Raw genomic sequence first — 26,664 nt, 5'->3', positions numbered from 1 at the left:
TTACTCCGGTGTAAGTGGGACAAAAGGCCCGACAATAAGAGATTCTAATGGTGTATCAAAGGTAGCTGCAAGCTGGATCGTTTGCGTATCTCCAACCATTAATACAGATGAACTGGAGACACCAATAACTCTGATATTGCCAACACACAAATCCCGGTTATAAACCTGATAATTCATTCTTTCTTCATTCCTTTCATATTTTCAGGCAAATGAGAGATAAAGGCATGAACCCCATTTTGTATTTCCTTTTTTATAAGTTCAATAATCACTTCATTATTATTTTCCTGCGTAGACCGATTTGCAGACTGCTGCTGTTTAAGATAGAAGTCAATCCTGTTAGGCAGCTGCTTTTTTATATCCTCTTTGATAAACGCAATATATGAATCATCCACATTAACATTTAGCTTCTGTTGAACAGAAGCGACAATTTCTGGAAGCTTACTCTCTAAATATTGATAGATGGCATCTTCAATCTCCATCGTTCTTTTCATATGGTTGTTAGGCGATATAGGTGCCTTGATGTTTTTATTATCAACGGCAAAATCTTCAATGTTTTGCAGCTCGGAAGGATTTAGGCCAATGTTTAAAGTACCTTCGAGAGACTCTACCTTAAGCTGGTCGAATTTATACTCAATCCGGTCGACCTGCATCGGAGGACGGCTTTTCAGAACTTCAGTCTCTTCCTGAAGTTTTTTTACCGCTGCTTCCAGGCTGCGGATTCTTTTTTCCTGTGCCTCTACAAAAGCATGCAATTGCTGAAGATAAGAATTTAATTGCTGGTTCATGCGCACCACCTCGCTTTTTTCACCATCTATACCTTAGGGTCTCTGAGATCCGGTTAAAGGTACCGAAGGCGTTAATAATAGATTACCTGCTGGACCCGATGGGGCTGGAGTTTCAGCTTCAGGTGCAGGCTCGGTAAATCCCCCTGTGTTATACAGGTAGGAAGCCGGCTTTATAATGCCTGCACTTCCAATCTGCATTACGGAAGAGTTTGTAATCCCACCGATCTTAATAAAATTAATATGAATGGATTGCTGTATATAAAAATTCATGTTATCACCTATTCTAAGCATTAAAATAATTGCCCTGATCCACGCCATCACAATCATAAGTGTTTGTAGTGCTTTGGTGATTGTAAACATTCATGCCATCCCCTGTGTTGAAAGATCCTGCACCCGAAAAGGTCTTAGCGTTAGAAACAGGCATGATTTTATAAACATCCCCGATGTTGAAGACAGAACTGCTTCCTATTGATATGACCTGTGCGACTCCGACAATAGCTGGCATACATAACAACACCCTTTAAAATGATTTCTTGTATATCGTATGTGCCTAATAGCTGATTGTGATTAATTAGCCCAAATATATGAGCAGACAGAGAGTTTCTGAGTTTATAAATGTTATATAACAGGAGTGATTTATGTGAACCTGTCGCATTGAATGTGATAATATAAAATAAATACAGAATTAACAAAATTTTCAGTGAGGTGACCGTAAGATGAATGTACCTTTAATATTGACTCAATTTTTAGATCGCGCTGTTTCTCTCTATGGATCAAAAAAAGCCATTTTTGCAGATGATAGAGCTTTTACATACGAGGAATTGAACACGAGGGTTAATCAGCTCTCTCATGGTTTAAAAGCTTCAGGCATTCAAAAAGGGGACCGGGTTGCTTACCTTGCACCCAATTCAGTCGAAATGCTGGAAGGGTTTTATGGGATTTTTCAGCTGGGAGGAGTCATGGTTCCTCTAAATATACGGCTGAAGCCGGAAGATTATCTGTTTATTTTAAACCATAGCGAATCCAGGATCCTTTTTGCCGATCAGGACCTTTACCACCTTATACTGCCTGTGAAAGATCAGCTAAAGACAGTTGAAAAAATCATCGTTCATTATAAAGAGGAAGAAACAGATGAAACCGATTATGATTCATGGCTCAGCAGCCAAGACAGCAGGCCATACGATAGGGAAGACCTCGACGAAAATGATGTATGCAGCCTTTTATATACAAGCGGTACAACAGGCAATCCCAAAGGTGTCATGCTGACCCATCGCAACAATTACTTGCATGCATTGTCAACCATGCATCATTTGAGGGTTAGCGATCAGGATGTACTGCTGCATGTCTTGCCGATGTTTCATGTGAATGGATGGGGCTCACCTTTTTATTATACGGCAAATGGAGCTTCTCAGGTATGCATGAGAAAAGCTACGCCGGAAAGGATATTTGATGTGCTGCAAAAGCATAATGTTTCCGTTATGCATATGGCTCCCACTGTCCTGAATTCACTGTTGCAATACTATGAACAATGTACTCCGGCAGTTGAGCAGGACGTCAGGGTTGTTATAGCAGGCTCCGCCCCGCCGCCTGCTTTTGTAACAAGGGTAGAAAATGAGCTTGGATGGGAGTTTATACAGGTGTATGGAATGACCGAATCATCTCCATTAAGCACTGTATCGACGATTCGTTCTCATCTTAAAGAACTTCCTCTTACTCAGCAGTACCGGATGAAGGCAAAGGCAGGACATCAGATGATAGGCTGTGAGGTCAAGGTAATCAATGAACAGGGCGAAGAAGTGGCCCATAATGGATTAGAAATAGGAGAAGTCGTTGTCCGCAGCAACGGAGTGATGAAAGGCTATTGGAAAAATGAAGAGGCAACGATGGAAGCGATTAGGAGCGGCTGGCTTCATACCGGTGATATGGCAAACGTAGATGAATACGGCAATATCGATATCGTTGACCGTAAAAAGGATATCATTATCAGCGGCGGGGAAAACATCTCATCCATAGAAATAGAAGGGGCTTTATACGAGCACCCTGCCATCCTGGAAGCAGCTGTTATAGCTGTGCCTCACGAAAAGTGGGGGGAAACGCCGCATGCATTTGTAGTCCTGCGAAGTGGAAAAACGTTGACCGAACAGGAGATTATTAGTTTTACCAGGGAGAAACTTGCTCACTTTAAAGCTGTAACGGGAGTGACATTTGTCGAAGAGCTGCCTAAAACAGCTTCGGGTAAAATTCAAAAAATCCATCTTCGAAATGATTACTGGGAATCGAATGGAACAACAGGCCGTTTTGTAAATTAACTTAGAATCGGGACTTCAGCATTGCTGAGGTCCTTTTTTTCTGGACAATTAGAAACATGCTCTCTATCATAAAAGATAGATTTTGCTGACAAAAAAGGAGGCGTTTTATGGACAGACAATTCAGTCCGGTCCTGGAGAAGGATCGAATTATTTCGCTGGATATAATGAGGGGATTTGCCATCCTCGGAATTTTTTTAGTTAATATGCTTTCTTTCCATTCCCCATTGCTCTATATTGATCCTTTTGAATGGTGGGACAGCCCGGCAGATAAAGCCGCCTATGCTTTTATTGATATCTTTGTGCAGGCCAGTTTTTATCCTTTATTTTCCATGCTGTTTGGTTATGGATTAGTCATTCTGAGGGAGAGGGCACTGGCTAAAGGCCTTTGGTTTGGAGGAATGGCTGCAAGGAGATTTTCCCTTCTGCTTCTGATAGGCATCATTCACGCTTTTCTTATATGGCATGGGGATATTCTGATTAACTATGCAATCTTTGGCTTTATCTTTTTACTGTTTGTAAAAATGTCCGGAAGAAATATGCTTTTGACCGGAATCTTGCTTTACCTTATTCCCAATCTGCTATTAGCCCTTTTATTATTTGCAACGGCTCTGTTTGTTCCTGCTGATGAGCTATCAATCTATGACCCTCAAGCGGCATTAGCTTCTTTACAGGCCTATCAAAAAGGAAGCTTTTCCGAGGTTACCGCACAGCGGATAGAGGACTGGTCAGGTGTTAATAATCTTGCTTCACTGCCAATCATGCTGGCTTCTATTTTTCCTTTATTTTTGATAGGGGGAGGAGCTGCCAAGCTGAGGTGGCTGGAGGAAACCGAAAAAAACCGGGGTTTCCTCAGAAAAATCATGCTAGTATCATTGGCTGCCGGGTTATTGTTAAAATTGCTGCCATACTTGTTGGAAAGCAACCTGGTCTTGGATTACGTGCAGGATACTTTTGGCGGTCCCCTGTTAGCCATTGCTTATGGTTTAGGGATAGCGCTGATGATAAAGAGCGGGAAAGTACCTGGAATCGTGCTGCCGCTCTCATATGTTGGGAAACTCTCGCTCTCAAATTATCTTTTCCAGTCCATTATTTCGACTTTTATTTTTTATAGTTACGGACTAGGCTTTTATGGAAAGGTCTCTGCTTTTTGGGGGACACTTCTGGTTATTATTATTTTCGCTTTTCAGATTTTAGCCAGCCGATTCTGGGCTGCCCGTTATTATTATGGACCGGTGGAATGGCTTTGGAGGAGCTTCACATATTTGAAAATCCCAAAATGGAAGCGAAAAGAATAATAGTTTTGATTATAAAGGCCCAAAAGTCTGAAAATTTATATTATACTAAAAAAGCGAATAATAAAATGAGGTGATGGGATTGAAATTTGTTACTGTTAAGGATCGGACCAGCAGTTATGCTGGCTTATTGGACGGCACCGGTACAAAGGTTCTTCCTCTAAATGCTGCTTTGGAAAAAATGGGTGGAAAAAGCGATTTGCCGGGGACATTGAAAGAATGTATTGCCTTAGGGGATAAGTTCGTTGATAAAGTACATAGTTTAATAGACTGGCTAAACAGCAATTCGGACAGGGAAGAACTTTTTCGTCCGCTCGATTCTGTTATGCTGGAGGCACCGATACCCCGTCCGGATAAAAATATATTTTGTGTGGGCAAGAATTATGCCGAGCATGCAATAGAGATGGGAAGTAAAGAGGACATTCCTGAGCATATAATGGTATTCACGAAATCCCCTACAACGGTGATTGGTCCTGATGAAACGGTATTGAATCACAAACATGTAACTGCAGAGCTGGATTATGAGGGCGAGCTCGCTGTTGTAATCGGAAAAAAAGGACGGGCGATTCCGAAAGAAGAAGCATTGGATTATATCTTTGGCTATACAATTATTAATGATGTGACAGCAAGGGATCTGCAGTCCAGGCATAAGCAATTTTTCATTGGTAAAAGCCTGGATGCTACATGTCCAATGGGGCCTTGGATTGTTCACTCATCAGCCATTGAAAATCCTAACAAGCTCGATATTCAAACAAAGGTAAACGGAGAAGTGAGACAAAGCTCAAATACTGGACACTTTATCTTCCCAATCGAAGAAATCATCTCCGTCCTGTCAAAAGGCATGACTCTTGAGCCCGGGGACATTATTGCTACTGGAACTCCCGCTGGTGTTGGCAAAGGTTTTAAGCCACCCCGCTTTCTGCAGCCAGGTGATAAAATGGAAATATCCGTTGAAAAAATTGGAACCTTGACAAACACTATAGAAGACTAAAGATGAGGCCTGTGCAGGGATGCGCAGGTCTTTAAGAATTGAATTAAGTATATAGAGATTTTCTGCGATGTCAGTGAAGAATATCACACTTGTCATAAATATTTCACAAAGTTGTCCCTATGTAATCGCAGCAGCACCATAACTTTGGGAATTTCAATGTCAATATGATATGATGGTATCGAATTTTACAATAGGAGGCACGGGAATGATACATGCCCACATAACCACATGGTTCTTGGCACTTGTTTTATTTATTATTGCCCTTATCATGCATAAAAGCGGCAAGCAAAAAGGTTTGAAAGTTGTTCATATGATCTTGAGGCTGTTTTATTTGCTGATCATTGGAACAGGAATTTGGATTTTAAGCAGCCTCAACAGCATTGACCTTCTCTATGTATTGAAGTCATTGGTAGGCATTTGGGTAATTGCGATGTTTGAAATGATTATCATTCGTACTGTTAAGGGGAAGAAGACGTCAATTTTATGGGGACAATTTGTCGTTGCTTTGATTTTGGTTCTATATCTAGGCTTTGTTAAATTGCCATTAACTTTCATGACGTAATAAGAATAATTATTGAAAGCTGCCAAAAAAGGCAGCTTTTTCTAATTTTGTCATGTCATGACTTCACTAAATATGGTAATTTAAACATATCAGCAACTATATCAATAAAAAATTAGAAATTGGAGCCGCTTCAGGTTTAAAGAGAATTTTCCATAGCGGTCAAAAAAGCATTTCTAATGATTCTTACTATGATGGTGGGTTTTTATGGCAAAAACGTTTACATGTTTATATACCAGCACTAGCCAGCTTAATAGTTTTATAGATTTGAATGAATTAAATGAATACCCTAATCTTCTTGTGCAGGTTTTTACAGGAACCCCTGAAAGGCCATTTATATCGAAACTGCAAAAAGAGCTGACAGACAAGCTTCCAGTGGCACATATTGCAGGCTGCTCGACATCTGGTGAAATCTATGAAGGGCGCATTACGGAAAAGCAAACAGTAATCTGTTTTACAGCCTTTGAAAAGACAGAATTAAAATCATTCCTGTTAAACAGGGCTGATTTTATGGACAGTTATCAAATGGGCCAAACATTGGCACAGGAGCTGGCTGTCTTCAATACAAAAGCTGTCATCCTATTTCCGGCAGGATTTGATATAGATTCCACAGCCTTGCTGGAGGGAATATATGAAAACCAGCCGGAAATGGTAATTTCCGGAGGTCTTGCCGGAGATAACGGTTTATTTCAGGAAGGCTTTTCTTTTACACGAAATGGAATAACCAGTGATGGTCTTGCAGCATTGGCATTGCAGAGCGGCCATCTTTCGGTCCGTTCGTTTGCTAATTATCAGTGGCAGGAGATTGGAAAGAGTTTTACTGTTACTAAGGCTGATGGGTCTACGATCTATTCTATAGATAATAAGAAGCCCTTAAATATTTTAAAGTGCTATCTGGGTCAGGCTTTTATTAAGGAATTGCCCCAATCGGGTACGGAATTCCCTTTCCTGTTAAATTACCGTGGAGAAAAAGTATCTGTTTTTATTATAAAGTCTCTTGAAAATGGTGCCATAAAAGTAAACAGAAAGGTTAAAGAGGGAGATACACTCACGTTTGCTTATGCAAATCTGGAGGATATCATTGACCGGTCGCTGAAGGAATTAAACGAGCTGAACCATAACCCTCCTGAAAACATATTTATATACAATTGTATGGCCAGGAAACAGTTTGCAAGAGATTTTACGGAAAAAGAACTGGAAATGCTCCAGATGATAGCTCCGGCAAATGGCTTTTTTTCTTATGGGGAAATTGCCTTCCGTAAAGGTGCGCTTCCACAAATGGTCGGACATTCTCTTACATATCTTGCTCTTTCAGAAAGCATCGGCGAATCAGCAAAGACTAGACAGGATTCCTTTGTTTATGAAAAAACGGCCCAGTTTAAAACGATAGCTTCTTTGACTCATTTAATGCATGCAGCTCAGGACGATATTAAAGAGTTAAACAGAAATTTAAAAATGTCTGAACAAAATTATAAATCTCTGTTTGATAATAATGCGGATTTTGTTTATTCGACAGATTTGAAAGGGAATTTCACAAGTGTAAACCCCTCATTCGTAAAAACTTTCGGGTACAGCCGGGAAGAAATAATGGGCAAATCAGCTCTTGGGTATGTGCGTGATGAAGATGTGCAAAGGATCAGATTGCACTTTTATCGGGCATTAAGAGGCAGAGAGCAATATTATAATGTATATATTGATGCAAAATCCGGCGAGACTAATCTCTTTCAGCTGAAAAACATCCCGATTACTGTTAATGGGGAATGTGTAGGCATTTATGGAATTGGCAGAAACATTACGGAGCAGAAAAAGATAGAAGAGAAGATAACAGAACTGGCTTTTTTTGACCAGGACACAGGGCTGCCTAACAGAATAAAGTTTACCGAGCAATTGGAAATGGAAGTAAAGAGAGCAAGGAAAAAACAGAAAAAGCTCGCAGTTCTTTCGATTGATATTGACCGCTTTAAAATTATAAATGACAGTCTCGGGCACTTTGCTGGGGATATGGTGTTAAAGGAGATTTCCGAAAGAATAGAAAGGGTTCTGCCGTCGGGTTCTTATTTGGGAAGGTTCAGCGGGGATAAGTTTACTTTGGTATTATCAAGGGAAGCAACTATCGAGAAGGTTATGAAAGTATCCAAAAAGATATTAGAGGAAATATCCCTTCCTATATCTCAGTCGAATCAGGAGTTTATTGTCACTGCCAGCATTGGTGCGAGCCTGCATCCAGATGATGGGTCCGATGAGCATTTGCTGCTTAAAAATGCGGATATTGCCACAAATCGCTCCAAGCAGCAAGGAGGAAACAGGGTCACCTTTTTCTCGATGGAAATGAATCAGCAGGCAATGGTCAGACTTGAGCTTGAAAGCTACTTAAGAAAAGCTTTGCAGAAAAATGAATTCTATTTATGCTATCAGCCCTTAATTGATCTTGAAACAGGCAATTTATACGGAAGCGAAGCCCTGATTCGCTGGAATCATCCAAAACTTGGCCGTGTTTCACCCGGTGAATTTATTCCTCTTGCAGAAGAGACTGGTCTCATTGAGGATATCGGCGGCTGGGTATTGCGGTCGGCTTGTAAGCAGAATAAACGGTGGCAAATGCTTGGCTATGAATCTCTTTCCATCTCTGTGAATGTATCGGCCTATCAATTCCAGCAGCCGGGATTTCTTCAAGAAGTTAAGATGGCATTGGAACTTTCCGGTATGGAGCCGCAATATTTAACATTGGAGCTGACGGAGAGCACGATGCTGAGAAATGTTGAGTACAGTATCCAAGTTATGCAGGCGCTGCAGGATATAGGAGTCAAAGTATCCATTGATGATTTTGGCACAGGCTATTCTTCTTTAAGTTATTTAAAGGACCTTCCAATCAATACATTAAAGATCGATCGGTCGTTTATTAATAATCTGCGATTAAACACATCCGATGTTGCCATTGTAAAAGCCATCATCACCATGGGGCACGGGCTTGCCGTGAAAGTCGTGGCAGAAGGGGTGGAAACACAGGAGCAGATTGAGCTTTTAAAAGAATTAAAATGCCATTATGCACAAGGCTTCTATATTCATAAGCCGCTTATGACCCGTGAGTTTGAGGAAGGCTTATCTAAATATGCCCAAACGCTCAGCTAGAATAAAGAAACAGCAGCACCGCCATTAAAGGCAGGCTGCTGTTTTTTTAAACAAAAAAGTATAAGATTTTAAACGTCTTATGCTTGTCGTCCCTGGGCAGTCGCCTCCACATTTCGGGCAAGCCCCCAAAAAGGCAAAGAACGCCTTTCCATGAGGCTCGTCTTGTGCTTGAGGCCCTCAGGACAGGCTTCGTCCCACCGAAAGCGACAGCTTTTGGGAGGGATGCGGGTTATGCAGACGTTGCCACAGGACAAGGAAAGCTACGGCAGCGATACATCGCACGACCGAAAGCGGCAGCTTTTGGGAGGACGTGGCGTCCTTAGTCTGCGTTCCTTCGTGTACAAGGCGCTTCCGCTTTTCTTATGAAGAAATTTTTTCAATAACCATCCTTTTTCCGCTGTTTAAGGTAAATTCAAACCGGTCACTCATTTTTTCATAATAGCAAAAATGGTGCTGCACATTGCAAATATGATCCTGATTATCAAAAACGATGAAGTTCACACCGCTTTTCCTGTCCTTATCATTGAAAAATGCCAGCTGGTTATAACAATAAATGCAGTCATAAACCGAAAATTGCATGGAATTTAAAGTGGTTACGAACTGGTAAAAAGCATCATCATTCATTTCCTCCAGTAATCTCTCGAGGGAGAAAACAAGATGTTTTCGGATGCGGATCGAGTCCTGATTCTTCAAGTGAAATATTTCATCGTCAAAGGCCACTTTGCCATCCTCGAATAAAATGCCTTTCTTCCAGCGTTTAAAGCGGAATACTTCCATTTCCTGATGGAGGAATTCGTCCAATAATGATGCTTCTTCTGTTTCATGGTCGAAAAAAACCCATTGTTCATTAATATACTCTACAGTGCCTTCTGTAAAAGCACGGGATTGATATTCAATTAGCTTTGTTCGCTGCTGTCTATTCATATAAAACCTCCATTAACTTCCTCAACTTCTTTTTAGACAGTTTTGGCGATTTTTATAACCGCTTGTATGTGGACAATTAACTTTTTTCTAGGCTGTGCATACAATAGCATCATGAAAAATGTGCCCATGCGATTCCGCTTTGAAAGGATGATGTAAAGTGTGTGGAATTACCGGCTGGATTGATTTCCAAAAGGATTTGAGAAAAGAAACGGCAGCAATTGGCAAAATGGCGGATACGCTGGCAAAGCGGGGTCCAGATGAAACAAACATATGGACAGATGTGCAAGCTGGATTCGGCCATAAAAGGTTAATCGTTGTAGACCCGGCAGGCGGAAAACAGCCAATGACTAGGGAAAAATATCAAAACCGCTATACTATTTGCTATAATGGAGAGCTTTATAATACGGAGGATCTCCGTAAAGAACTCCTTATAAAAGGATATTCGTTTGATGGCCATTCTGACACTGAGGTTTTGCTGACTTCTTATATAGAATGGGGAGAAAATTGCCTTCAATATTTAAATGGCATCTATGCCTTTGCTGTATGGGATGAGAAGAAAGAACAATTATTTATAGGCAGGGACCGTTTAGGGGTAAAACCTTTATTTTATAGAGAAACGAAGCAGGGCATTATATTCGGATCTGAATTGAAAGCTATTTTGGCCCATCCTGATATTAAGGCTGAAATCGGCAGGGAAGGCCTGGCAGAAGTCTTTGGACTGGGGCCATCAAGATCCCCGGGTTCAGGAGTTTTCAGAGGCATTGATGAATTAAGGCCTGCACACGCGCTGACGTTTTCAAGAAATGGACTGAAGGTATGGCGTTATTGGAATGTGCAAAGTGCGCATCATGAGGATAACGTTGAGGAAACTGCTGAACGAGTCAGAGAATTATTTACGGATGCTGTCACAAGGCAGCTGGTATCGGATGTCCCGTTATGCACGTTCCTATCCGGCGGTGTGGATTCGAGTGCGATTACAGCTATTGCGGCAAAAGCTTACGAAAGAGATGGAAAGGGCCAGTTGAACACTTATTCGATAGATTATGAGGGAAATGAGGAATTTTTCAAGGCCAATGAGTTTCAGCCCAATTCAGACGTAGCATTTATCCAAAAGATGTCCCAGACCTTTAATACGAGACATAACAGCTGTATAATCACCCAGCAGCAGCTTGCGGAGGATTTAATCGAATCCGTGCATGTAAGGGATCTTCCGGGCATGGCTGATGTCGATTCTTCCCTGCTATGGTTTTGCAGGGAAATAAAAAAGGATTTTGTTGTAAGCTTATCAGGGGAATGCGCAGATGAAATATTTGGCGGCTATCCATGGTTCCACAGAGAGGAAGACTTAAAGCGCAAGGGCTTCCCATGGATGAGGTCGCTCGAAGCCAGACAGGGTCTATTGAAAGAAGATTGGAGTAAGAAACTAAATATTTATGACTATGCCATGGAAAAATATCTTCAGGCAATCTCTGAAACCCCTGCCTTAGACGGGGAGAGCAGGGAAGACGCAAGCAGGAGAGAACTTTTCTATATTAATATGATTTACTTTATGACGACCCTATTGGATCGTAAAGACAGAATGAGTATGGGGGCGAGCCTTGAAGTCCGGGTGCCTTTTGCCGACCATCGCCTGGTGGAATATGTATGGAATATTCCTTGGGAGATCAAAATGCATGGAAACCGCGAAAAAGGAATCCTGCGCAAAGCACTCGAAGGCATCCTGCCGAATGAAGTTTTATACAGAAAGAAAAGCCCGTACCCCAAAACACATAATCCGGAATATACAGCTGCAGTCCAAAAGATGCTCACTGGATACTTGGAAGACAGGTCATCCGCGCTGTATGAATTCTTTGATTACAGCCAGCTGAAGAATATAATTGAATCGGGCGGTGACTCATTCCAGAAACCATGGTTTGGGCAGCTAATGACTGGGCCTCAGCTGTTAGCACACCTAGCACAGATTCATGTGTGGTTTAAAGACTATAATATAAATATTGCAGAATGAAAAAGCAGCGGCAGTCATTACTGCCGCTTTCCTTATGGTTTTATAGACTATGTCTGCATGGGGCTGCCGTTTTTATGTTTAGACAGCTTTTGAAGACACAAACGACTTGTTAACCCAGACTCTGGATCTCCAGCGCCATAACATGAGCAATCCTCTAAGCCATTCATCGGCAATAAAGGCGATCCAAATGCCGGCAAGACCCAGTCCAAAATGAATTCCAAGTACATAGGAAAGGGTGACGCTTACGCCCCACATGGACAGGATCCCCATATAAACGGGGAATTTTACATCGCCGGCTGCACGGAGGGAGTTAATGACGACCAAATTAAACGATCTGCCGGGCTCCAGGAGGATGGTCAGAAGAATGAGAACACTGCCAACCTTTATGATGTCTGGATTAGAAGTGAATATGCCCATCAATTCTTCTGAGAAAAAGGAGAAAAGAACGGCAGTTCCGAACGAAATCATGATGGCAAGGCGCAGGCTTTTCATGCACCTTTTATAGGCTGCCTCGTAATCTTTTCCACCTACCATATGGCCTATCAGGATTTGAGTGCCCTGGCTGATGGCGACACTGAAAAGGAAAATGAACATCATAATATTTTGTGCATAAACTTTTGCAGTCAGAGCTTCTGTACCCAGAGCAGCGATGAAAATCGTAATGACCATCTGCGACCCATTATAGGATAAATGTTCTCCTGCTGAAGGAATCCCGATTCTTAAAAGATTTTTGATATGTTCCTTTGGAAAGCGGAAAAGTAAGCGGAACGGAAGTGCTTTTTCTGTTCTTCTAAGCAGTACGGCGACAGCAGCAGCCAATCCGATCAATCTGCTGACGACAGTGGAGATGGCCACTCCTTCTACACCCAATACAGGAAAACCGAATGGGCCAAAAATGAATAAGTAATTGCCTATAACATTTAAAATGTTCATGCCGATGGTAATGTACATAACATCTCTGGTAAATCCATAACTTCTGATAATGGCTCCAATTGTCATAATTAATGCCTGGACAAAGGAAAAGCCGCCAACGATGACCAGGTAGGCGTTTGCCTGGTTTAAAAGTTCCTCCGGTAAATCCATCATCCGAAGCAGCGGTTTGCCTGATGCGATTAGAAGAATACTTAAGATGATTCCAAATACAAGGTTTGCCCCTAAAGAGACAATTGAAATTTCAGCAGCTGTTTTATTATTTTTTGCGCCTAAATTTTGAGCGATTAGGATGGAGGTCCCAGTTGCAACAAATCCAAACATGACGATCACGAGCGAAAGGATCTGATTTGACACACCGACTGCAGCCACGGATTCATCCGAATATTGCGAGAGCATAAGCGTGTCAGCATTCCCCATAAGCATGTGAAGCAAGATTTCTATAAAGATCGGCCAGGTTAATGCAAATAATGTCAATTTTTTCTGGTTCTTAGTCATGGTTATTCTCCCTGTTTGTAAATAAATTTTCATGTAAATAGGAGGGGCCGACGGCAATATAAAAACGAAAAAAGAAAAGCCTTAAGGTCTTGCCCTTAAGAACTTTCCTTATTTCAATCAGGTTTCCTATTTATTGAAGGTGGCGGGGAAGGACAGGATTTCAAATCCCCATCCATCAAGCTGAACTTTAAGGTTCTCCGCTTCTGCTGCAAATTCCTGGTCTGAAAGCATATTCGTAATCTTTACACCCTTCAGAGGAAAAGGCAAAGTAACTTCCGCACTTTCATCCGCAGGATTGGCGAGCACAATGATTGTTTTATAATCATCGTATTTGCGGTAGGCAACTATATTAGAATCTGTTTGAATAAATTCAAAATGCCCATCATTTGCCAGCAACTTTTCTTCTTTCCGCAGCTTAATAAGCCTTTGAATATGAGAATGCAAATCACGATCCTGTTTTTCCTCATCCCATTCCATGCATTTTCTGCAGCCTGGATCCATTTCACCGCTGAGCCCGATTTCATCCCCGTAATACAGGCATGGTGAACCCATAAAGGTAAATAAAAGTGTATAAATAAGTTTTACCCTGTCTTTATCATCTTCACATTCTGTTAAAATTCTGGGTGTATCATGGCTTCCGACCAGATTGAATGCAACTTCATAGACATTGGCCGGATAACTGTGGATTTCAGCGGTCATATTATTGGCGAATTCAGTTCCGGTAATGGATTTTTTTGCAATTAAATTAAGCAAGTTGGTGGTAAAAGGATAATTCATGACAGCATCGAATTGGTCTCCGCGCAGCCAGGGCATGGAATTGTGCCAGATTTCCCCTAAAATATAGAGATCTGGCTTAATTCGTTTAACAGTCTGTCTGAATTCACGCCAGAACTGATGGTCAACTTCATTGGCCACATCCAGCCGCCAGCCGTCGATATCAAACTCTTCAATCCAGTAACTGGCCACTTTGAGCAAATAATTTTTTACCTCGGGATTATTTGTATTCAGCTTTGGCATCTGTTCAACAAAAGCGAAGGTCTCAAAATTAGGGTACTCCCCGCCTTTTAGCGGGAAACTATGCGGATGGAACCAATCTTTATATTGTGATTTTTCTCCCTTCTCAAGCAAATCCTGAAAAGGGGGAAAGTAGTATCCGCTATGGTTAAATACGGCATCGAGCATCACTCTAATATCCCGTTTATGGCATTCTTGAACAAGTCTTTTTAATGTATCCTTTGAACCGAACTGGGGATCAATTTCCAGATAATCTATTGTATCATATTTATGATTGGAAAATGCCTTAAAAACAGGTGTGAAATAGATGCCGGTAATGCCAAGGTCATGAAGATAATCCAGATGTTCAATGACACCTTCAAAATCACCGCCAAAATAGTTATCCTTAGAGGGATGTTCACTGCCCCAGGGAAGAACTCCTTCGGGGTCATTGCCGTGATTCCCGTTAGCAAATCTTTCCGGGAAAATCTGATACCATACCGTATCCTTCACCCAGGCAGGAGCTTTAAATACTTCTTCAGGATGAAGATATGGAAAGTTGAAATAATAACCTGAATCAGCAGGAGCCTCCTTGTAAAAACCTTTTTCAGTCAAAATTAATTCTTCTTCAGCAGATTTTAATTTAAAGCCGTATCTGGACCTTCTATATGGCGGGTCAATATAGACATGCCAATAATCATGAATGCCATCAGAGCCGGATTTCTTCATATTCGTATTTTCATACTGCCATTTTCCATCCGCCCAAAGATATTGGTCACCGTGTATTAAAGTGACTTCAGAAACATCATCTTTCTTAGTTTGCAGTCTAATATGTAAGGTTTTCTTGCTGATAGGATAAACATAATGATCAGCAGGGTAATGTATGATAGCTGCCTTTTCCATTGAAATTCCCCTTTCAAAGTGCAATCGCTTGCATTATACCATATGAAAGAAAAGAAAATATAGAAGAGAAATGAGTATCAATCTTTTAAAATTTATTTTCGCTTAAAAATATTTAGAAAAAAGGAGTTGTAAAAGCCCAAAAACCTTGTATAATAAAAATTAGAAATTGTGCAATCGTTTTCATTTAGCGTTTTCATTGGTTAATAGGTTAAGTGAACGCTCATTTTTTTAGAAATAGATTTAAGTGTTTACACTTTTGTGCAAACGGTTGTACTTTTTACATTACTCAACAGATCTATCTAAAGGGGGCAATATCATGAAAAAGTCACTATCTTTCTTTATGATGCTGGTATTAGTGATCGGAATGCTGGCAGCTTGCGGTCCTCAGCGTGAGGCACAGCCGGAAAACACAGATAAAGATAACGGCACAGGCGAAAACCAGGCTGAAGAGCCAAAACCGGAAAAATTAGTAGTTTGGGAAGACACAGATAAAGGCGTAGCTTTAAAGCCTGCCATTGAGTCCTTTGAAAAAGAATATGGAATTAAAGTTGAATTTAAAGAGTTGGGCATGGCAGATAAGATCCGTGACCAATTAAGACTTGATGGACCTGCCGGAAATGCACCTGACGTTGTTACACTTCCACATGACCAAATTGGCCAGGTCGTAACTGAAGGTCTACTTCAGGAAATCAAAGTAGAAGACAGCGTTCTGGATACTTTCACAGAATCATCCATCACTGCTCAAATGTTTGACGGAAAACTATATGGTCTTCCAAAAGCAACTGAAACACCTGTTTTCATCTATAATAAAGCATTAATGGAAAAAGCTCCTGAAACTATGGATGAGCTTTATTCTCAAGCTAAAGAATTGACGACTGGCGGACAGTACGGATTCCTGGCTCTATTCGACAACTTCTATTTCGCACACGGACCTATTGCTGGCATGGGCGGATATGTTTTTAAGGAAAATGACGGTGCATTAGACCGTGAAGATGTAGGCTTAAACAACGAAGGCGCTGTTGAAGGTGCTGAGTTCATTCAAAAATGGTACAGTGAAGGCTTATTCCCTAAAGGAATCATTGGGGAAAGCGGTGGAGCAGCAATGGATGGCCTATTCAATGAAGGAAAAGCTGCTTCTGTTATGAATGGTCCATGGGCACTTCAAGGCATGAAGGATGCAGGAATTGATGTTGGCGTTTCTGTAATGCCAAAGCTTCCAAACGGTGAGCCTGTTAAAACATTCATGGGTGTTAAAGGCTGGCATGTAACTGCATTCACTAAAAACCCTTATTGGGCAACAAAATTTGTTGAGCATATTACAAATGAAGAAAACTCAAAAATCCGTTTTGAGACAACTCAGGAAATCCCTCCTGTAAAATCTCTTATTGAAGACCCTGTAATTGCAGACAATGAAGCTGCAAAAGCAGTTGCTGAGCAATCTCAATATGCTGTTCCAATGCCAAACATTCCTGAAATGGCTGAAGTTTGGGGACCGATGGCCTCTGCACTTCAAACAATTGCGACAGGAAAAGCGGAGCCAAAAGCAGCACTTGATGATGCAGTAAAAACCATTAAAACAAATATTGAAACAAATCACCCTGCCAAGTAATTCTTGACAGAAAAAGGGCGGTACCTTCCAGGAGGTATTGCCCATCATTTTTATAGAAAGAAAATATAAGCGGCAGAAGCCGCTTTCCTGTTCCTCTTTAAAGCAACCGTTTGCACAAAAAGACACCCACTATTATTTTGGAAATGAATTATAATAATAGAAAATACTTTCTCCTATAAAGAAAGGGGAGGCCACAGCCATATGGACGCAAAAAAAATGACATCCAAACATGGAAGAAATGCTGCTCTATTATCCATCCTGCCTGGATTTGGACAGTTTTATAATAAACAGTTCGTTAAAGGTGCCATATTCTTAATTCTTACGGTTTCGTTCTTTGCAGCATTCTATGACACACTCAATTGGGGATTCTGGGGACTTATTACATTAGGGGAAATTCCAGTTCTGGACCACTCGATTTTTCTCCTGATCGATGGAATTATCGCACTGATTGTAACAGCATTGGGACTAATCATTTATGCCTTTAATATTTATGATGCATATAATAATGGAAAAAAGCGTGATTTGGGTCTGAAATTAAACAGTGTCAGAGAACAGTACCACAATCTCCTTGACAATGGTTTTCCATACTTAATGATATCACCTGGATTTTTTCTCTTAGTTTTCGTTGTTATTTTTCCTATCTTATTCGTAGTTCTTCTTGCATTTACAAACTATGATCTATATCATTCTCCGCCTGCAAAACTGGTAGATTGGGTTGGCATTCAGAATTTTATCGATATCTTCAAGCTGGATTTATGGAGAAAAACCTTTTTTGGCGTAATGGGCTGGACAATAGTCTGGACTTTCGTAGCTACCACTTTGCAGGTAGCTCTGGGTATTTTCCTGGCAATTCTCGTTAACCAGAAGGATCTTAAAGGGAAAGCGATTATCCGAACAATCTTCATTCTCCCTTGGGCAGTTCCTGCATTTATATCAATCCTGATTTTCTCAGGCATGTTCAATGAGACATTCGGTGTAATTAATAAAACGATACTGGATGCGATTGGCATCGGTCCCGTTCCATGGATGACAGAGGAAAATTGGACACGTTTAGCATTAATTTTTATTCAGTCATGGCTTGGATTCCCGTTCATTTTTGCCATGACAACAGGTGTGCTGCAGTCCATTCCGGATGAGCTTTATGAAGCTGCAACAGTTGATGGTGCAACAATTCTGCAGAAATTTTCAAAGATCACTCTGCCGCTGGTTCTTTTTGCAACAGCACCCATAATCATTACTCAGTATACATTCAACTTCAACAACTTTAATGTTATCTTCTTGTTCAATGGCGGGGGACCGGCCATTCCGGGCCAAAATGCCGGCGGTTCGGATATTCTTATATCCTGGATTTATAAACTGACAATGACTTCTGCCCAATACGGCAAAGCAGCTGCGGTTACCATGATCCTGTCACTCATTGTCATCACGGTAGCTCTATGGCAGTTTAGAAGAACAAAATCATTCCAAGAAGAGGATTTGATGTAGCTATGAGCATGAAGAAAAATAAAATAATCCGGCTGACTTTTTCATATGTAATCATTGCCTTAATGAGCTTTATTGTGATTTATCCGCTTTTGTGGGTAGTGGGTTCTTCCTTAAATCCAGGCCAAAGTTTGTCGGGATCCACAATGTTTCCTGAAAATCCGACATTAGATCATTACAAATATCTTTTTGATTCAGATAAGTCTAATTATGTTAAATGGTACTGGAATTCTTTGAAAATAAGTTCACTGACCATGATTTTAACGGTTATTACAGTATCCTTCACTGCGTACTCATTTTCCCGTTACCGCTTTATCGGAAGGAAAAATGGATTATTAACTTTCCTGATACTGCAAATGATACCTAACTTTGCAGCACTGATTGCCATTTTTGTATTAGCGACAAGAACTGGTTTAATTGATACTCATCTTGGATTGATCCTTGTGTATGTCGGCGGGCAGATTCCAATGAATACTTGGCTGATGAAGGGCTATCTCGATACGATTCCGAAAGAACTTGATGAATCTGCGAAAATGGATGGTGCGAGCCATCTGCGTGTCTTCTGGCAAATTGTTATGCCGCTCGCAAAACCAATTGTTGCGGTAGTTGCCCTATTTTCTTTCATTGCTCCTTTTGGGGATTTCATCCTTGCCAGAATTTTATTAAGAACAGATGAAAAGTTCACAATGGCTGTAGGATTGTATGAAATGGTTGCGAAGCAATTTGGAAATGAATTTACAAAGTTTGCAGCTGGCTCTGTTTTAATTGCGATTCCGATTGCTGCACTGTTCCTTATGTTCCAAAAATACTTTGTATCTGGTTTGACGGCAGGGGGAACAAAAGGCTAATCTTAAAGGGCTGAAACTTTACTGGCCGCTGCAGTCTGCAAACTTGATTGCAGTCTCTCAGCGGCCAGAAAAATGAAGGAGGAGCGGCGATGAAAAAAGGAATCATAACCTTCATCTTAATCCCGTTTCTTCTTTTTTATGCCCTGCCGGCAGGAGCAGCTGAAAAAGAAGAGCGTAAATGGCAAGATGAAACATTTTATTTCTTAATGATTGACCGATTTAGCAATGGAGATCCAAACAATGACTTTAAAGTCGATGTTAAGGACCCAAAAGCTTATCATGGCGGAGATTTTAAGGGGATTACAGAACGCCTGGATTATATTAAAGATATGGGGTTTACCGCAATTTGGCTGACTCCCGTTTTTGATAATGAAGAGAAGGGCTATCACGGTTACTGGATTAAAGATTTTTATAACACGGAAGAACACTTTGGCACAATAGATGAATTCAAGCAGTTAGTCCAGGAAGCTCACAAAAGAGATATGAAAGTGATTTTGGACTTCGTAGTAAATCATGTGGGCTCCAATCACGAATGGGTTAATGATCCCGGGAAAAAGGATTGGTTCCATGAAAAAAAAGATATCGTGAATTGGACTAATCAAACTGAGATTGAGAATGGCTGGATTTATGGGCTCCCTGATTTAAAGCAGGAGAATCCTGATGTACAAAACTATTTAATTGATGCAGCAAAGTGGTGGATCGAAGAAACGGATATTGACGGATATCGTCTTGATACCGTAAAACATGTTCCAAAATCATTCTGGACCGATTTCGCCAAAAATGTAAAGTCAGTTAAAGAAGACTTTTATTTGCTTGGAGAAGTATGGTCGGATGATCCCAAATATATTGCCGAATATGAAAAAACCGGGATAGACGGATTTGTTGATTATCCATTAAATGATCATTTAAGAACTGCCTTTGCAGAACCTGACAAACCGTTAAGCTGGCTTTTTACAAACTGGGACCGAAATAAAGCATTTTATGAAAATCCCTATCTTATGGGAAGCTTCATGGATAATCATGATACTGTCAGGTTCACCCGGGATGCCATTACAAAAAATCATCATCCGGGTCCAAGATGGAAACTTGCATTAACATACATGTATACCTCACCTGGGATTCCAATTGTCTATTATGGAAGTGAAATAGCTATGGATGGCGGTGAGGATCCAGACAACCGCAGGCAAATGGATTTCCGTACAGATAAAGAACTGATAGATTATATCGCAAAACTTGGAGAAGTTAGGCAATTGCTGCCATCTTTAACAAGGGGCGACATGGAACTGCTGGAAGAAAAGGACGGTTTTGCCGTTTATAAACGGGCTTACAAAGATGAAACAACGGTGATTGCGATCAATAATTCAACAAAGTCACAGAAAGCGGTACTTGATTCCTCTCAATTAGAAGAAGGAAAAGAGCTTCGCGGCATGATTGCTGATGATCTCATCAGAAGTAAAGACGGTAAATATGAGTTAATCATTGACCGGGAAGAGTCTGAGGTATATGTTCTGGCAGAAAAATCAGGATTGAATATTCCGCTGATTGCAGCACTCGCAGCAGTTTATTCAGCCTTTATGATTTTTATCTATCTTTTATGGAAGCGGTCAAAAAAGAAGAAATCCGAGTAATTTTGGCTTTAGAGCCCCCCCTTCTTCCTATGCCTGTTAACTGTTTAAAAAAGGAAAGAAAATCAAACCTGTTTTGATTATAATATTAATAACAGAGACCTCACGGAGAGGGTGATTCAATTGGCAGTCACAATTAAAGATGTAGCAAAGATGGCAAAAGTTGCGCCTTCTACTGTTTCAAGGGTAATTGCCAACAATCCTCGCATCAGCGAGAAAACCAAGCAAAAAGTCAGGGAGGCAATGGAACAATTAGGATACCATCCGAATTTTATTGCCCGAAGTCTCGCAAGCCAGTCAACCCGCGCAATTGGACTGATAATGCCCAGTTCTACGGATGTTGTATTTCAGAACCCCTTCTTTCCAACTGTCCTTAGGGGTCTGAGCGAGGGTGCTCATGAAAGGCATTATGCCCTCCATATGACAACCGGGAAAACGGATGATGAGATTTATGAAGGTGTTGTCCAGATGGTACAGGGCGGCCGGGTAGATGGAGTGATTTTGCTATATTCAAAAGTGGAGGATAAAGTTCTGGCCTTTTTAAAGGAAAGAGATTTCCCGTTTGTTGTTATAGGCAAGCCTTTTTCAGACGAAGAAGAGATCACTTACGTGGATAATAATAATTTCCGTGCAGCCAAAGAAGTAACGGAGTACTTGATTAATCTTGGCCATAAGCAAATTGCGTTTGTCGGCGGAAACTTAAATCTAACTGTTACAGTTGAACGGCTGCTTGGCTATGAAAAAGCATTAAGGGATGCTGGCATTGAGCTGGTAAATGATTATATTGTTCATGAGGAATTCTTAAAAGAAGGAGGCCAGGAAGCTGTCAGAGGACTCATTTCCCTGAAAAAGCCTCCAACTGCCCTTGTGGTTGCCGACGACTTAATGGCATTGGGTGTCCTGAATACGTTGGATGAATTGGGTATAAGAGTTCCTGAAGATATGTCTATCATCAGCTTTAATAATGTGCTTTTGGCAGAAATGTCCAGGCCTCCCCTAACTTCTGTCGATATCAATATATTCGATCTGGGGTTTGAATCTGCACGAAGCCTCATATACAGAATTGAAAACCCGAGGGAGCCTGTAAAGCGAATTATTATTCCCCATAAAATTGTAAAACGCTGCTCATGCAGCAGTCCGAATACTGAAGAACCACAGATTGTATCATAAAAAAGGGAAGCCTTTGGCAGGCTTCCCTTTCGTTTACCGCAGTCTAACGGTCAGTAAGACTCCCCGTTGAAAGACTCAGAGGAATCATAGGAGATAATTGGGAGTCAAACTGCCCGTATAGGCCCGATTGGTTCAACTAACAATCAGAGGGGGTTAAATTAACCCCCTCTGATTGAAGTTTCACTTTACCCATTTACAATTGTGCCGCCATTGACATGGATCATCTGGCCGCTCACATAAGATGAATCATCACTGGCAAGATAGACATAGGCCGGAGCTAATTCATAAGGCTGTCCTGCTCTGCCTATTGGAGTATTTGATCCAAATTTCGATACCTTATCCGCGGTGAATGTAGACGGAATAAGCGGTGTCCAAATAGGTCCAGGAGCAACTCCATTTACCCGGATTCCCTGTCCAGCCAGCGATTTGGCCAATGAGCGTGTAAAGGAGACAATCGCACCTTTTGTTGAAGAATAGTCGATTAGCTGCTCGTTGCCTTCGTAAGCTGTTATGGAAGCAGTATTAATAATTGAGCTTCCTTTTTTAAGGTGAGGAAGTACTGCTTTTGTCAAATGGAAGAATGAAAAGATGTTTGTTCTGAATGTTTTTTCAAGCTGTTCAGCAGTGATATCAAGCAGGCTTTTTTGAGGATGCTGCTCGGCTGCATTATTAACAAGTACATCGATTTGACCAAATTTATCAAGTGTTTTCTTGACTGCATCCTTACAGAATGTTTCGCTTCCGATATCACCGGAGATCAGCAGACAGTCCTGTCCCTCAGCCTGAATGGCCTCTTTAGTCTTTTCTGCGTCTTCATGTTCTTCCAAATAGACAATTGCCACGCTGGCTCCTTCTTTGGCAAAATAAATGGCGGCTGATTTTCCGATGCCGCTGTCTCCGCCTGTTATTAAAACAACTTTTCCTTTTAATTTATCAGAGCCTTTATAATTAGGATCAACAGATTGGGGCTCAGGCTGCATTGGTGCTTCTGTGCCGGGCTGATGATCCTGATGCTGAGGCGGAAATTCCTTCGGATTGTTTTGAGTATTAGACATTATGAAATCCCTCCAAATCATTAATACTCCTTTAATTCCATTTTATTATGGTGAAAAAACATGGAAATTATTTGAATTGGTCCATATAATAGATTTAAAAAAGAGTGGGGGAACATGAATTGCAGATTCGCACAGCTGACAAAAGTGATGCAGAAGCCATTTTAGCGCATTGCCGGCAGGCTTTTGGAGAAACTGATTTTTTAATGACAGGGGCGGATGAATTTAATTTAACAATTGAAGAAGAGGAAGCTTGGATTGAGCAGAGCATTCGAACAGGGAATCTTATTTTATTAGCGGAAGTTCACAGTGAAGTAATTGGAATGCTGAACTTTCGGCGTTCAAAAAGTAAAAAGGTGAACCATCTGGGTTATTTCGGGATTACAATACAGGAAAAGCATTGTAACCAGGGACTGGGAAGCAAAATGATGGAGCAATTTCTGAAGTGGGCGCAAGGCGAGCCGGGTCTGGAAAAAGTATGCCTTGAAGTCTTTGCGTATAATCAAAGAGCGATTCATCTGTACAAGCGATTTGGATTTCAGGAAGAAGGACGCAAAATTAAACATATTAAAAGAAATGATGGTTCTTATGCAGATGAATTAATGATGTATAAATTTGTAAAATAATATCTTCTGCAAAATTCCTGAATAAAAAAAAGCAAACGGATTTTCTCCGTTTGCTTAAAACTACCGAAAATTTACGAATTGAACATCGACAGTCAAATCTGCCTCTTTAACAGCTGCAATAATATTCTGCAGGTCATCGCGGTTTTTGCCGGTTACACGGACCTGATCATCCTGAACCTGGCTCTTCACCTTTAAGCCGCTGTTTTTAATAAGGGTATTAATCTTCTTGGCATTTTCTTTATCAATTCCCTGAACAAGCTTTGCTCTTTGGCGTACTGTTCCGCCTGATGCCCCTTCAATTTTGCTGTAATCAAGATTTTTTACAGGAATGCCCCTTTTTATCAATTTACCAAATAAAACATCTTTAAGCTGTTCCAGTTTAAATTCGTCATCAGATAGAAGCACGAGCTCTTCTTTATCCAGCTTTATATCACTTTTGCTGCCTTTAAAGTCATAGCGGGTGGAGATTTCCTTCATGGCAATATTAATGGCATTGGTTACTTCAGAAAAGTCAACTTTGGATACAATATCAAATGAGCTTTCTTTAGACATGACAGCCTCCTTGGAGATAACATTTTAAGTTTCACTTCTTGTCCTTATTATAGTAAAATATAGCAGTTCAAACAACTTTAGGAGTTATGTGATCTTAATTGGGAAAGATTTAATATAATGAATATTTGTTTACTGGAAACTAAGAAGGAGGAAAAGGGATGGCTTTAGAAGAGAATTTAGGCCGTGCTGCTAAGCTGATTGTTTCAAGGGAAGCAGCATTTGGCTATTTTTTGACGGATGGAGAGGAAGATGTTCTTCTTCATCAGAACGAGACGGATGAAAAGCTGGAAGAAGGGCAGGAAGTCGAGGCTTTCCTTTATGTGGACTCACAGGGAAGAATCGCAGCAACGACAGTGATTCCGGAGATTCAGGTTGGTACATATGGATGGGCGCATGTAAGTGATGTAAAGCCCGGCATCGGTGTTTTCATCAACATTGGCATTCAGAAGGACATGCTCCTCGGGGAGGAGGATCTGCCTGTACATGAAGCCGTCTGGCCGATTGAAGGAGATAGATTATACATTACGCTCCGTGTGAATAAGAATAACAGAATTTATGTAAAAATGGCTACTGATCCTGTGATTACAGAAATATCACTAAAAGCAGCTAAAAGCGATTTTAATAAGAATATCCACGGACATATATATAGAACTGCAAAGGTTGGGAGCTGGATTTATACAGCTGAGGGCTTTAAAGGCTTTATCCATGAATCCCAGCGCAAAAGGGAGCCACGTCTTGGCGAAAAAATTGAAGGGCGAATTGTTGATGTGAAAGAAGACGGAACAGTGAATGTTTCTCTTATCCCAAGAAAACATGAGGCACTGGACGATGATTCCGAAAAAATCCTATCTTATCTTGAAAGCCGCAATGGGGCGATGCCATTTGGTGATAAAAGCGCGCCAGAAGATATACAGGAGCGTTTTCAGTTAAGCAAAGCTTCTTTCAAAAGGGCTTTGGGCAGGCTTATGAAGGAAGGCAAGGTTTATCAGGAAGAAGGATGGACATATATAAAGAAAGACTAATTCACTCCAATAACAATCTAAAAACGGACAAGCTATTGCTTGCCCGTTTTATTATTATAAATGGTCTGTCTTTTTGGAATACTGGTTTTTCCCGGCTTTGCGGTTTTTCTCCCGCATCATATTTTTTTCGTGAAGAAGTGCATTATTGTCTTTTGCTTTTTTATCATTATCGGAAGTATGCGGCATAATAAAAATACTCCTTTCATACTGATAGGTTTATCCTTCAGAATTTAACTGAAGTACAATCATATTGTCTGTCAGAATGAAATGGAGTATGTATTCTTCACTTAAGGTTTATTTTTGCCTTTGGTAGAAAATTGCAATTGTTCCTGGACCGGTATGGGACCCGATTGCAGAGCCTATGGATGTAATATAGACTTCTTTGGCTTTAAGCTCTTCCAGGATTAATTTTTGCATTTCAAGAGCTGTGTCTTCATCATCAGCATGGCTGATGCCGACAATCTGATTCTCAAACGCAGTCCCATTTTCTTTCATCAGTTCAATAACACGGCGAAGAAGCTTTTTCTTGCCGCGCAGTTTCTCAATCGGTACAAGTTTGCCATCTTCTACTGTTAAAAGAGGTTTAATGTTCAAAAGCCCGCCTAGAAATGCGGAAGCTTTAGAAACACGGCCGCCTTTTGCCAGATATTCGAGATCATTTACAGTGAATAAACTCTCGAGATGCTGGCAGCGAAATTCGATATCTTTCTGGATGTCGTCCTTGGATGAGCCTGATTGAGCTTTAGCAGCAGCAGCCTTCACAATTAATCCATATCCCAATGAAGCAGCCTTGGAATCGAAAATGGATAATTTGAAATCAGGGTATTTCTCTTTTACCTGCTCCAAAATCATTACAGCAGTCTGGTATGTACCTGAAAGTCCGGAGGAAAAAGAAATATAAATGCCGTCTTCATTTTGTTCTGCCATTTTCATGAACGTTTCCTCAAAAAGGAGAGGGGATACCTGAGATGTTTTAGGCACCTGGCCTTCTCGTATTGCATCATAAACATCCTTAGGTTCTATGGTGACTAAATCTTCATATTCTGTATCATTCAGTTGAACCTTTAATGGAAAAAGTGTGACGCCATTTTCTTCATAGAAGCTTAGCGGCAGATCACACGCACTGTCAGCTAGAATTTTTACTGACATTTTCTTTCACCTGCTTTCAAACTATATGAATTAAGTTTATAGAAATCAAGTAGAAAAAACAATGAATTGTGTTGAAAATGACACTTATCGCAGTCTAACGGGCAGTAAGACTCTCACTTTCAGAATCAGAGGAATAGAAGGGGGATAACCGGGAGTCAAACTGCCCGTAAAGGCCCGATTGGTTCAACTAACAATCAGCGGGGAACCCCCA

Annotated in this window: 24 protein-coding genes; 13 read left to right on the top strand and 11 right to left on the bottom strand. The window is 40.8% G+C overall.

Annotation, left to right across the window (positions count from 1 at the left end; all coding sequences use genetic code 11):
• The 4 genes from QUF73_10510 to QUF73_10495 are packed head-to-tail and all read right to left on the bottom strand — an operon-like array spanning position 1 to position 1,290.
• The gene (locus QUF73_10510) at positions 1-177 is read right to left on the bottom strand and encodes a spore gernimation protein GerPD (protein ID MDM5226651.1); all 177 of its coding nucleotides are present in this window, start codon (positions 175-177) and stop codon (positions 1-3) included.
• A complete protein-coding gene (gene gerPC, locus QUF73_10505; GenBank protein MDM5226650.1) occupies positions 174-785 on the bottom strand; it encodes a spore germination protein GerPC in 612 nt (203 codons plus the stop codon). The genes QUF73_10510 and gerPC overlap by 4 nt, the downstream gene beginning before the upstream one ends.
• Before the next feature lie 33 nt (positions 786-818).
• Positions 819-1,055 carry a spore germination protein GerPB gene (locus QUF73_10500; GenBank protein MDM5226649.1) on the bottom strand — a complete coding sequence of 79 codons (237 nt, stop codon included), beginning with the start codon at positions 1,053-1,055 and terminating at the stop codon, positions 819-821.
• Between the two features lie 13 nt (positions 1,056-1,068).
• Positions 1,069-1,290 carry a spore germination protein gene (locus QUF73_10495; GenBank protein ID MDM5226648.1) on the bottom strand — a complete coding sequence of 74 codons (222 nt, stop codon included), beginning with the start codon at positions 1,288-1,290 and terminating at the stop codon, positions 1,069-1,071.
• 211 nt (positions 1,291-1,501) lie between these two features.
• Between QUF73_10495 and QUF73_10490 the strand changes: the two genes are divergently transcribed.
• The 5 genes from QUF73_10490 (at position 1,502) to QUF73_10470 (ending at position 9,065) form a co-directional block, all read left to right on the top strand.
• Entirely contained in the window at positions 1,502-3,094 is a 1,593-nt protein-coding gene (locus QUF73_10490; protein MDM5226647.1) for a long-chain-fatty-acid--CoA ligase, read from the top strand.
• Between the two features lie 107 nt (positions 3,095-3,201).
• Positions 3,202-4,389: a DUF418 domain-containing protein gene (locus QUF73_10485; protein MDM5226646.1), complete on the top strand. Its 1,188-nt coding sequence runs from the start codon at positions 3,202-3,204 to the stop codon at positions 4,387-4,389.
• A gap of 79 nt (positions 4,390-4,468) precedes the next feature.
• A complete protein-coding gene (locus tag QUF73_10480; GenBank protein MDM5226645.1) occupies positions 4,469-5,377 on the top strand; it encodes a fumarylacetoacetate hydrolase family protein in 909 nt (302 codons plus the stop codon).
• Positions 5,378-5,582: 205 nt separating this feature from the next.
• Complete coding sequence (locus QUF73_10475) at positions 5,583-5,939, top strand: YisL family protein (protein ID MDM5226644.1); 357 nt, start codon at positions 5,583-5,585, stop codon at positions 5,937-5,939.
• A 204-nt stretch (positions 5,940-6,143) separates the two neighbouring features.
• Positions 6,144-9,065, top strand: coding sequence for an EAL domain-containing protein (locus tag QUF73_10470; GenBank protein MDM5226643.1), 2,922 nt, complete (start codon positions 6,144-6,146; stop codon positions 9,063-9,065).
• 360 nt (positions 9,066-9,425) lie between these two features.
• On the opposite strand, the gene QUF73_10465 is transcribed toward QUF73_10470, so the two are convergent.
• Positions 9,426-9,989 (bottom strand): DUF2777 domain-containing protein, encoded by a 564-nt coding sequence (locus QUF73_10465; GenBank protein MDM5226642.1) that lies wholly within the window; start codon positions 9,987-9,989, stop codon positions 9,426-9,428.
• Between the two features lie 157 nt (positions 9,990-10,146).
• Between QUF73_10465 and asnB the strand changes: the two genes are divergently transcribed.
• Positions 10,147-11,994, top strand: a complete 1,848-nt coding sequence (asnB, locus tag QUF73_10460) for an asparagine synthase (glutamine-hydrolyzing) (GenBank protein MDM5226641.1) — start codon at positions 10,147-10,149, stop codon at positions 11,992-11,994.
• Positions 11,995-12,072: 78 nt separating this feature from the next.
• On the opposite strand, the gene QUF73_10455 is transcribed toward asnB, so the two are convergent.
• Together QUF73_10455 and QUF73_10450 are read right to left on the bottom strand one after the other, a co-directional pair.
• Positions 12,073-13,422 carry an MATE family efflux transporter gene (locus tag QUF73_10455; protein ID MDM5226640.1) on the bottom strand — a complete coding sequence of 450 codons (1,350 nt, stop codon included), beginning with the start codon at positions 13,420-13,422 and terminating at the stop codon, positions 12,073-12,075.
• Between the two features lie 126 nt (positions 13,423-13,548).
• On the bottom strand, positions 13,549-15,318 hold the full coding sequence (locus QUF73_10450; protein ID MDM5226639.1) for an alpha-glycosidase: 1,770 nt from the start codon (positions 15,316-15,318) through the stop codon (positions 13,549-13,551).
• Positions 15,319-15,634: 316 nt separating this feature from the next.
• Here QUF73_10450 and QUF73_10445 point away from each other — a divergent pair, with 316 nt between their 5' ends.
• The 5 genes from QUF73_10445 to QUF73_10425 all read left to right on the top strand — a co-directional run bounded on the left by QUF73_10445 (position 15,635) and on the right by QUF73_10425 (position 22,052).
• The gene (locus tag QUF73_10445) at positions 15,635-16,927 is read left to right on the top strand and encodes an extracellular solute-binding protein (GenBank protein MDM5226638.1); all 1,293 of its coding nucleotides are present in this window, start codon (positions 15,635-15,637) and stop codon (positions 16,925-16,927) included.
• Positions 16,928-17,128: 201 nt separating this feature from the next.
• Positions 17,129-18,412, top strand: coding sequence for a sugar ABC transporter permease (locus tag QUF73_10440; protein ID MDM5226637.1), 1,284 nt, complete (start codon positions 17,129-17,131; stop codon positions 18,410-18,412).
• Between the two features lie 2 nt (positions 18,413-18,414).
• Positions 18,415-19,257, top strand: coding sequence for a sugar ABC transporter permease (locus QUF73_10435; GenBank protein MDM5226636.1), 843 nt, complete (start codon positions 18,415-18,417; stop codon positions 19,255-19,257).
• Positions 19,258-19,346: 89 nt separating this feature from the next.
• Entirely contained in the window at positions 19,347-20,885 is a 1,539-nt protein-coding gene (locus QUF73_10430; GenBank protein ID MDM5226635.1) for an alpha-amylase family glycosyl hydrolase, read from the top strand.
• Positions 20,886-21,005: 120 nt separating this feature from the next.
• Positions 21,006-22,052, top strand: a complete 1,047-nt coding sequence (locus QUF73_10425) for a LacI family DNA-binding transcriptional regulator (GenBank protein ID MDM5226634.1) — start codon at positions 21,006-21,008, stop codon at positions 22,050-22,052.
• 185 nt (positions 22,053-22,237) lie between these two features.
• Here the strand turns inward: QUF73_10425 and QUF73_10420 are convergent, their stop codons facing one another.
• The gene (locus QUF73_10420; GenBank protein MDM5226633.1) at positions 22,238-23,107 is read right to left on the bottom strand and encodes an SDR family oxidoreductase; all 870 of its coding nucleotides are present in this window, start codon (positions 23,105-23,107) and stop codon (positions 22,238-22,240) included.
• A 119-nt stretch (positions 23,108-23,226) separates the two neighbouring features.
• Here QUF73_10420 and QUF73_10415 point away from each other — a divergent pair, with 119 nt between their 5' ends.
• Positions 23,227-23,730, top strand: a complete 504-nt coding sequence (locus tag QUF73_10415) for a GNAT family protein (GenBank protein MDM5226632.1) — start codon at positions 23,227-23,229, stop codon at positions 23,728-23,730.
• Between the two features lie 60 nt (positions 23,731-23,790).
• On the opposite strand, the gene QUF73_10410 is transcribed toward QUF73_10415, so the two are convergent.
• Positions 23,791-24,282 (bottom strand): YajQ family cyclic di-GMP-binding protein, encoded by a 492-nt coding sequence (locus QUF73_10410; GenBank protein MDM5226631.1) that lies wholly within the window; start codon positions 24,280-24,282, stop codon positions 23,791-23,793.
• A 158-nt stretch (positions 24,283-24,440) separates the two neighbouring features.
• Between QUF73_10410 and QUF73_10405 the strand changes: the two genes are divergently transcribed.
• The gene (locus QUF73_10405; protein ID MDM5226630.1) at positions 24,441-25,304 is read left to right on the top strand and encodes a S1-like domain-containing RNA-binding protein; all 864 of its coding nucleotides are present in this window, start codon (positions 24,441-24,443) and stop codon (positions 25,302-25,304) included.
• A gap of 54 nt (positions 25,305-25,358) precedes the next feature.
• Here the strand turns inward: QUF73_10405 and QUF73_10400 are convergent, their stop codons facing one another.
• Entirely contained in the window at positions 25,359-25,490 is a 132-nt protein-coding gene (locus tag QUF73_10400) for a DUF3941 domain-containing protein (protein ID MDM5226629.1), read from the bottom strand.
• Between the two features lie 108 nt (positions 25,491-25,598).
• Positions 25,599-26,453, bottom strand: a complete 855-nt coding sequence (locus QUF73_10395) for a DegV family protein (GenBank protein MDM5226628.1) — start codon at positions 26,451-26,453, stop codon at positions 25,599-25,601.
• Positions 26,454-26,664 lie beyond the last annotated feature (211 nt).

Source organism: Cytobacillus sp. NJ13 (assembly GCA_030348385.1).
Classification (GTDB): domain Bacteria; phylum Bacillota; class Bacilli; order Bacillales; family Cytobacillaceae; genus Cytobacillus.
The sequence above is the reverse complement of the archived record's forward strand: the minus strand, read 5'-3'. Positions and strand labels throughout refer to the sequence as shown.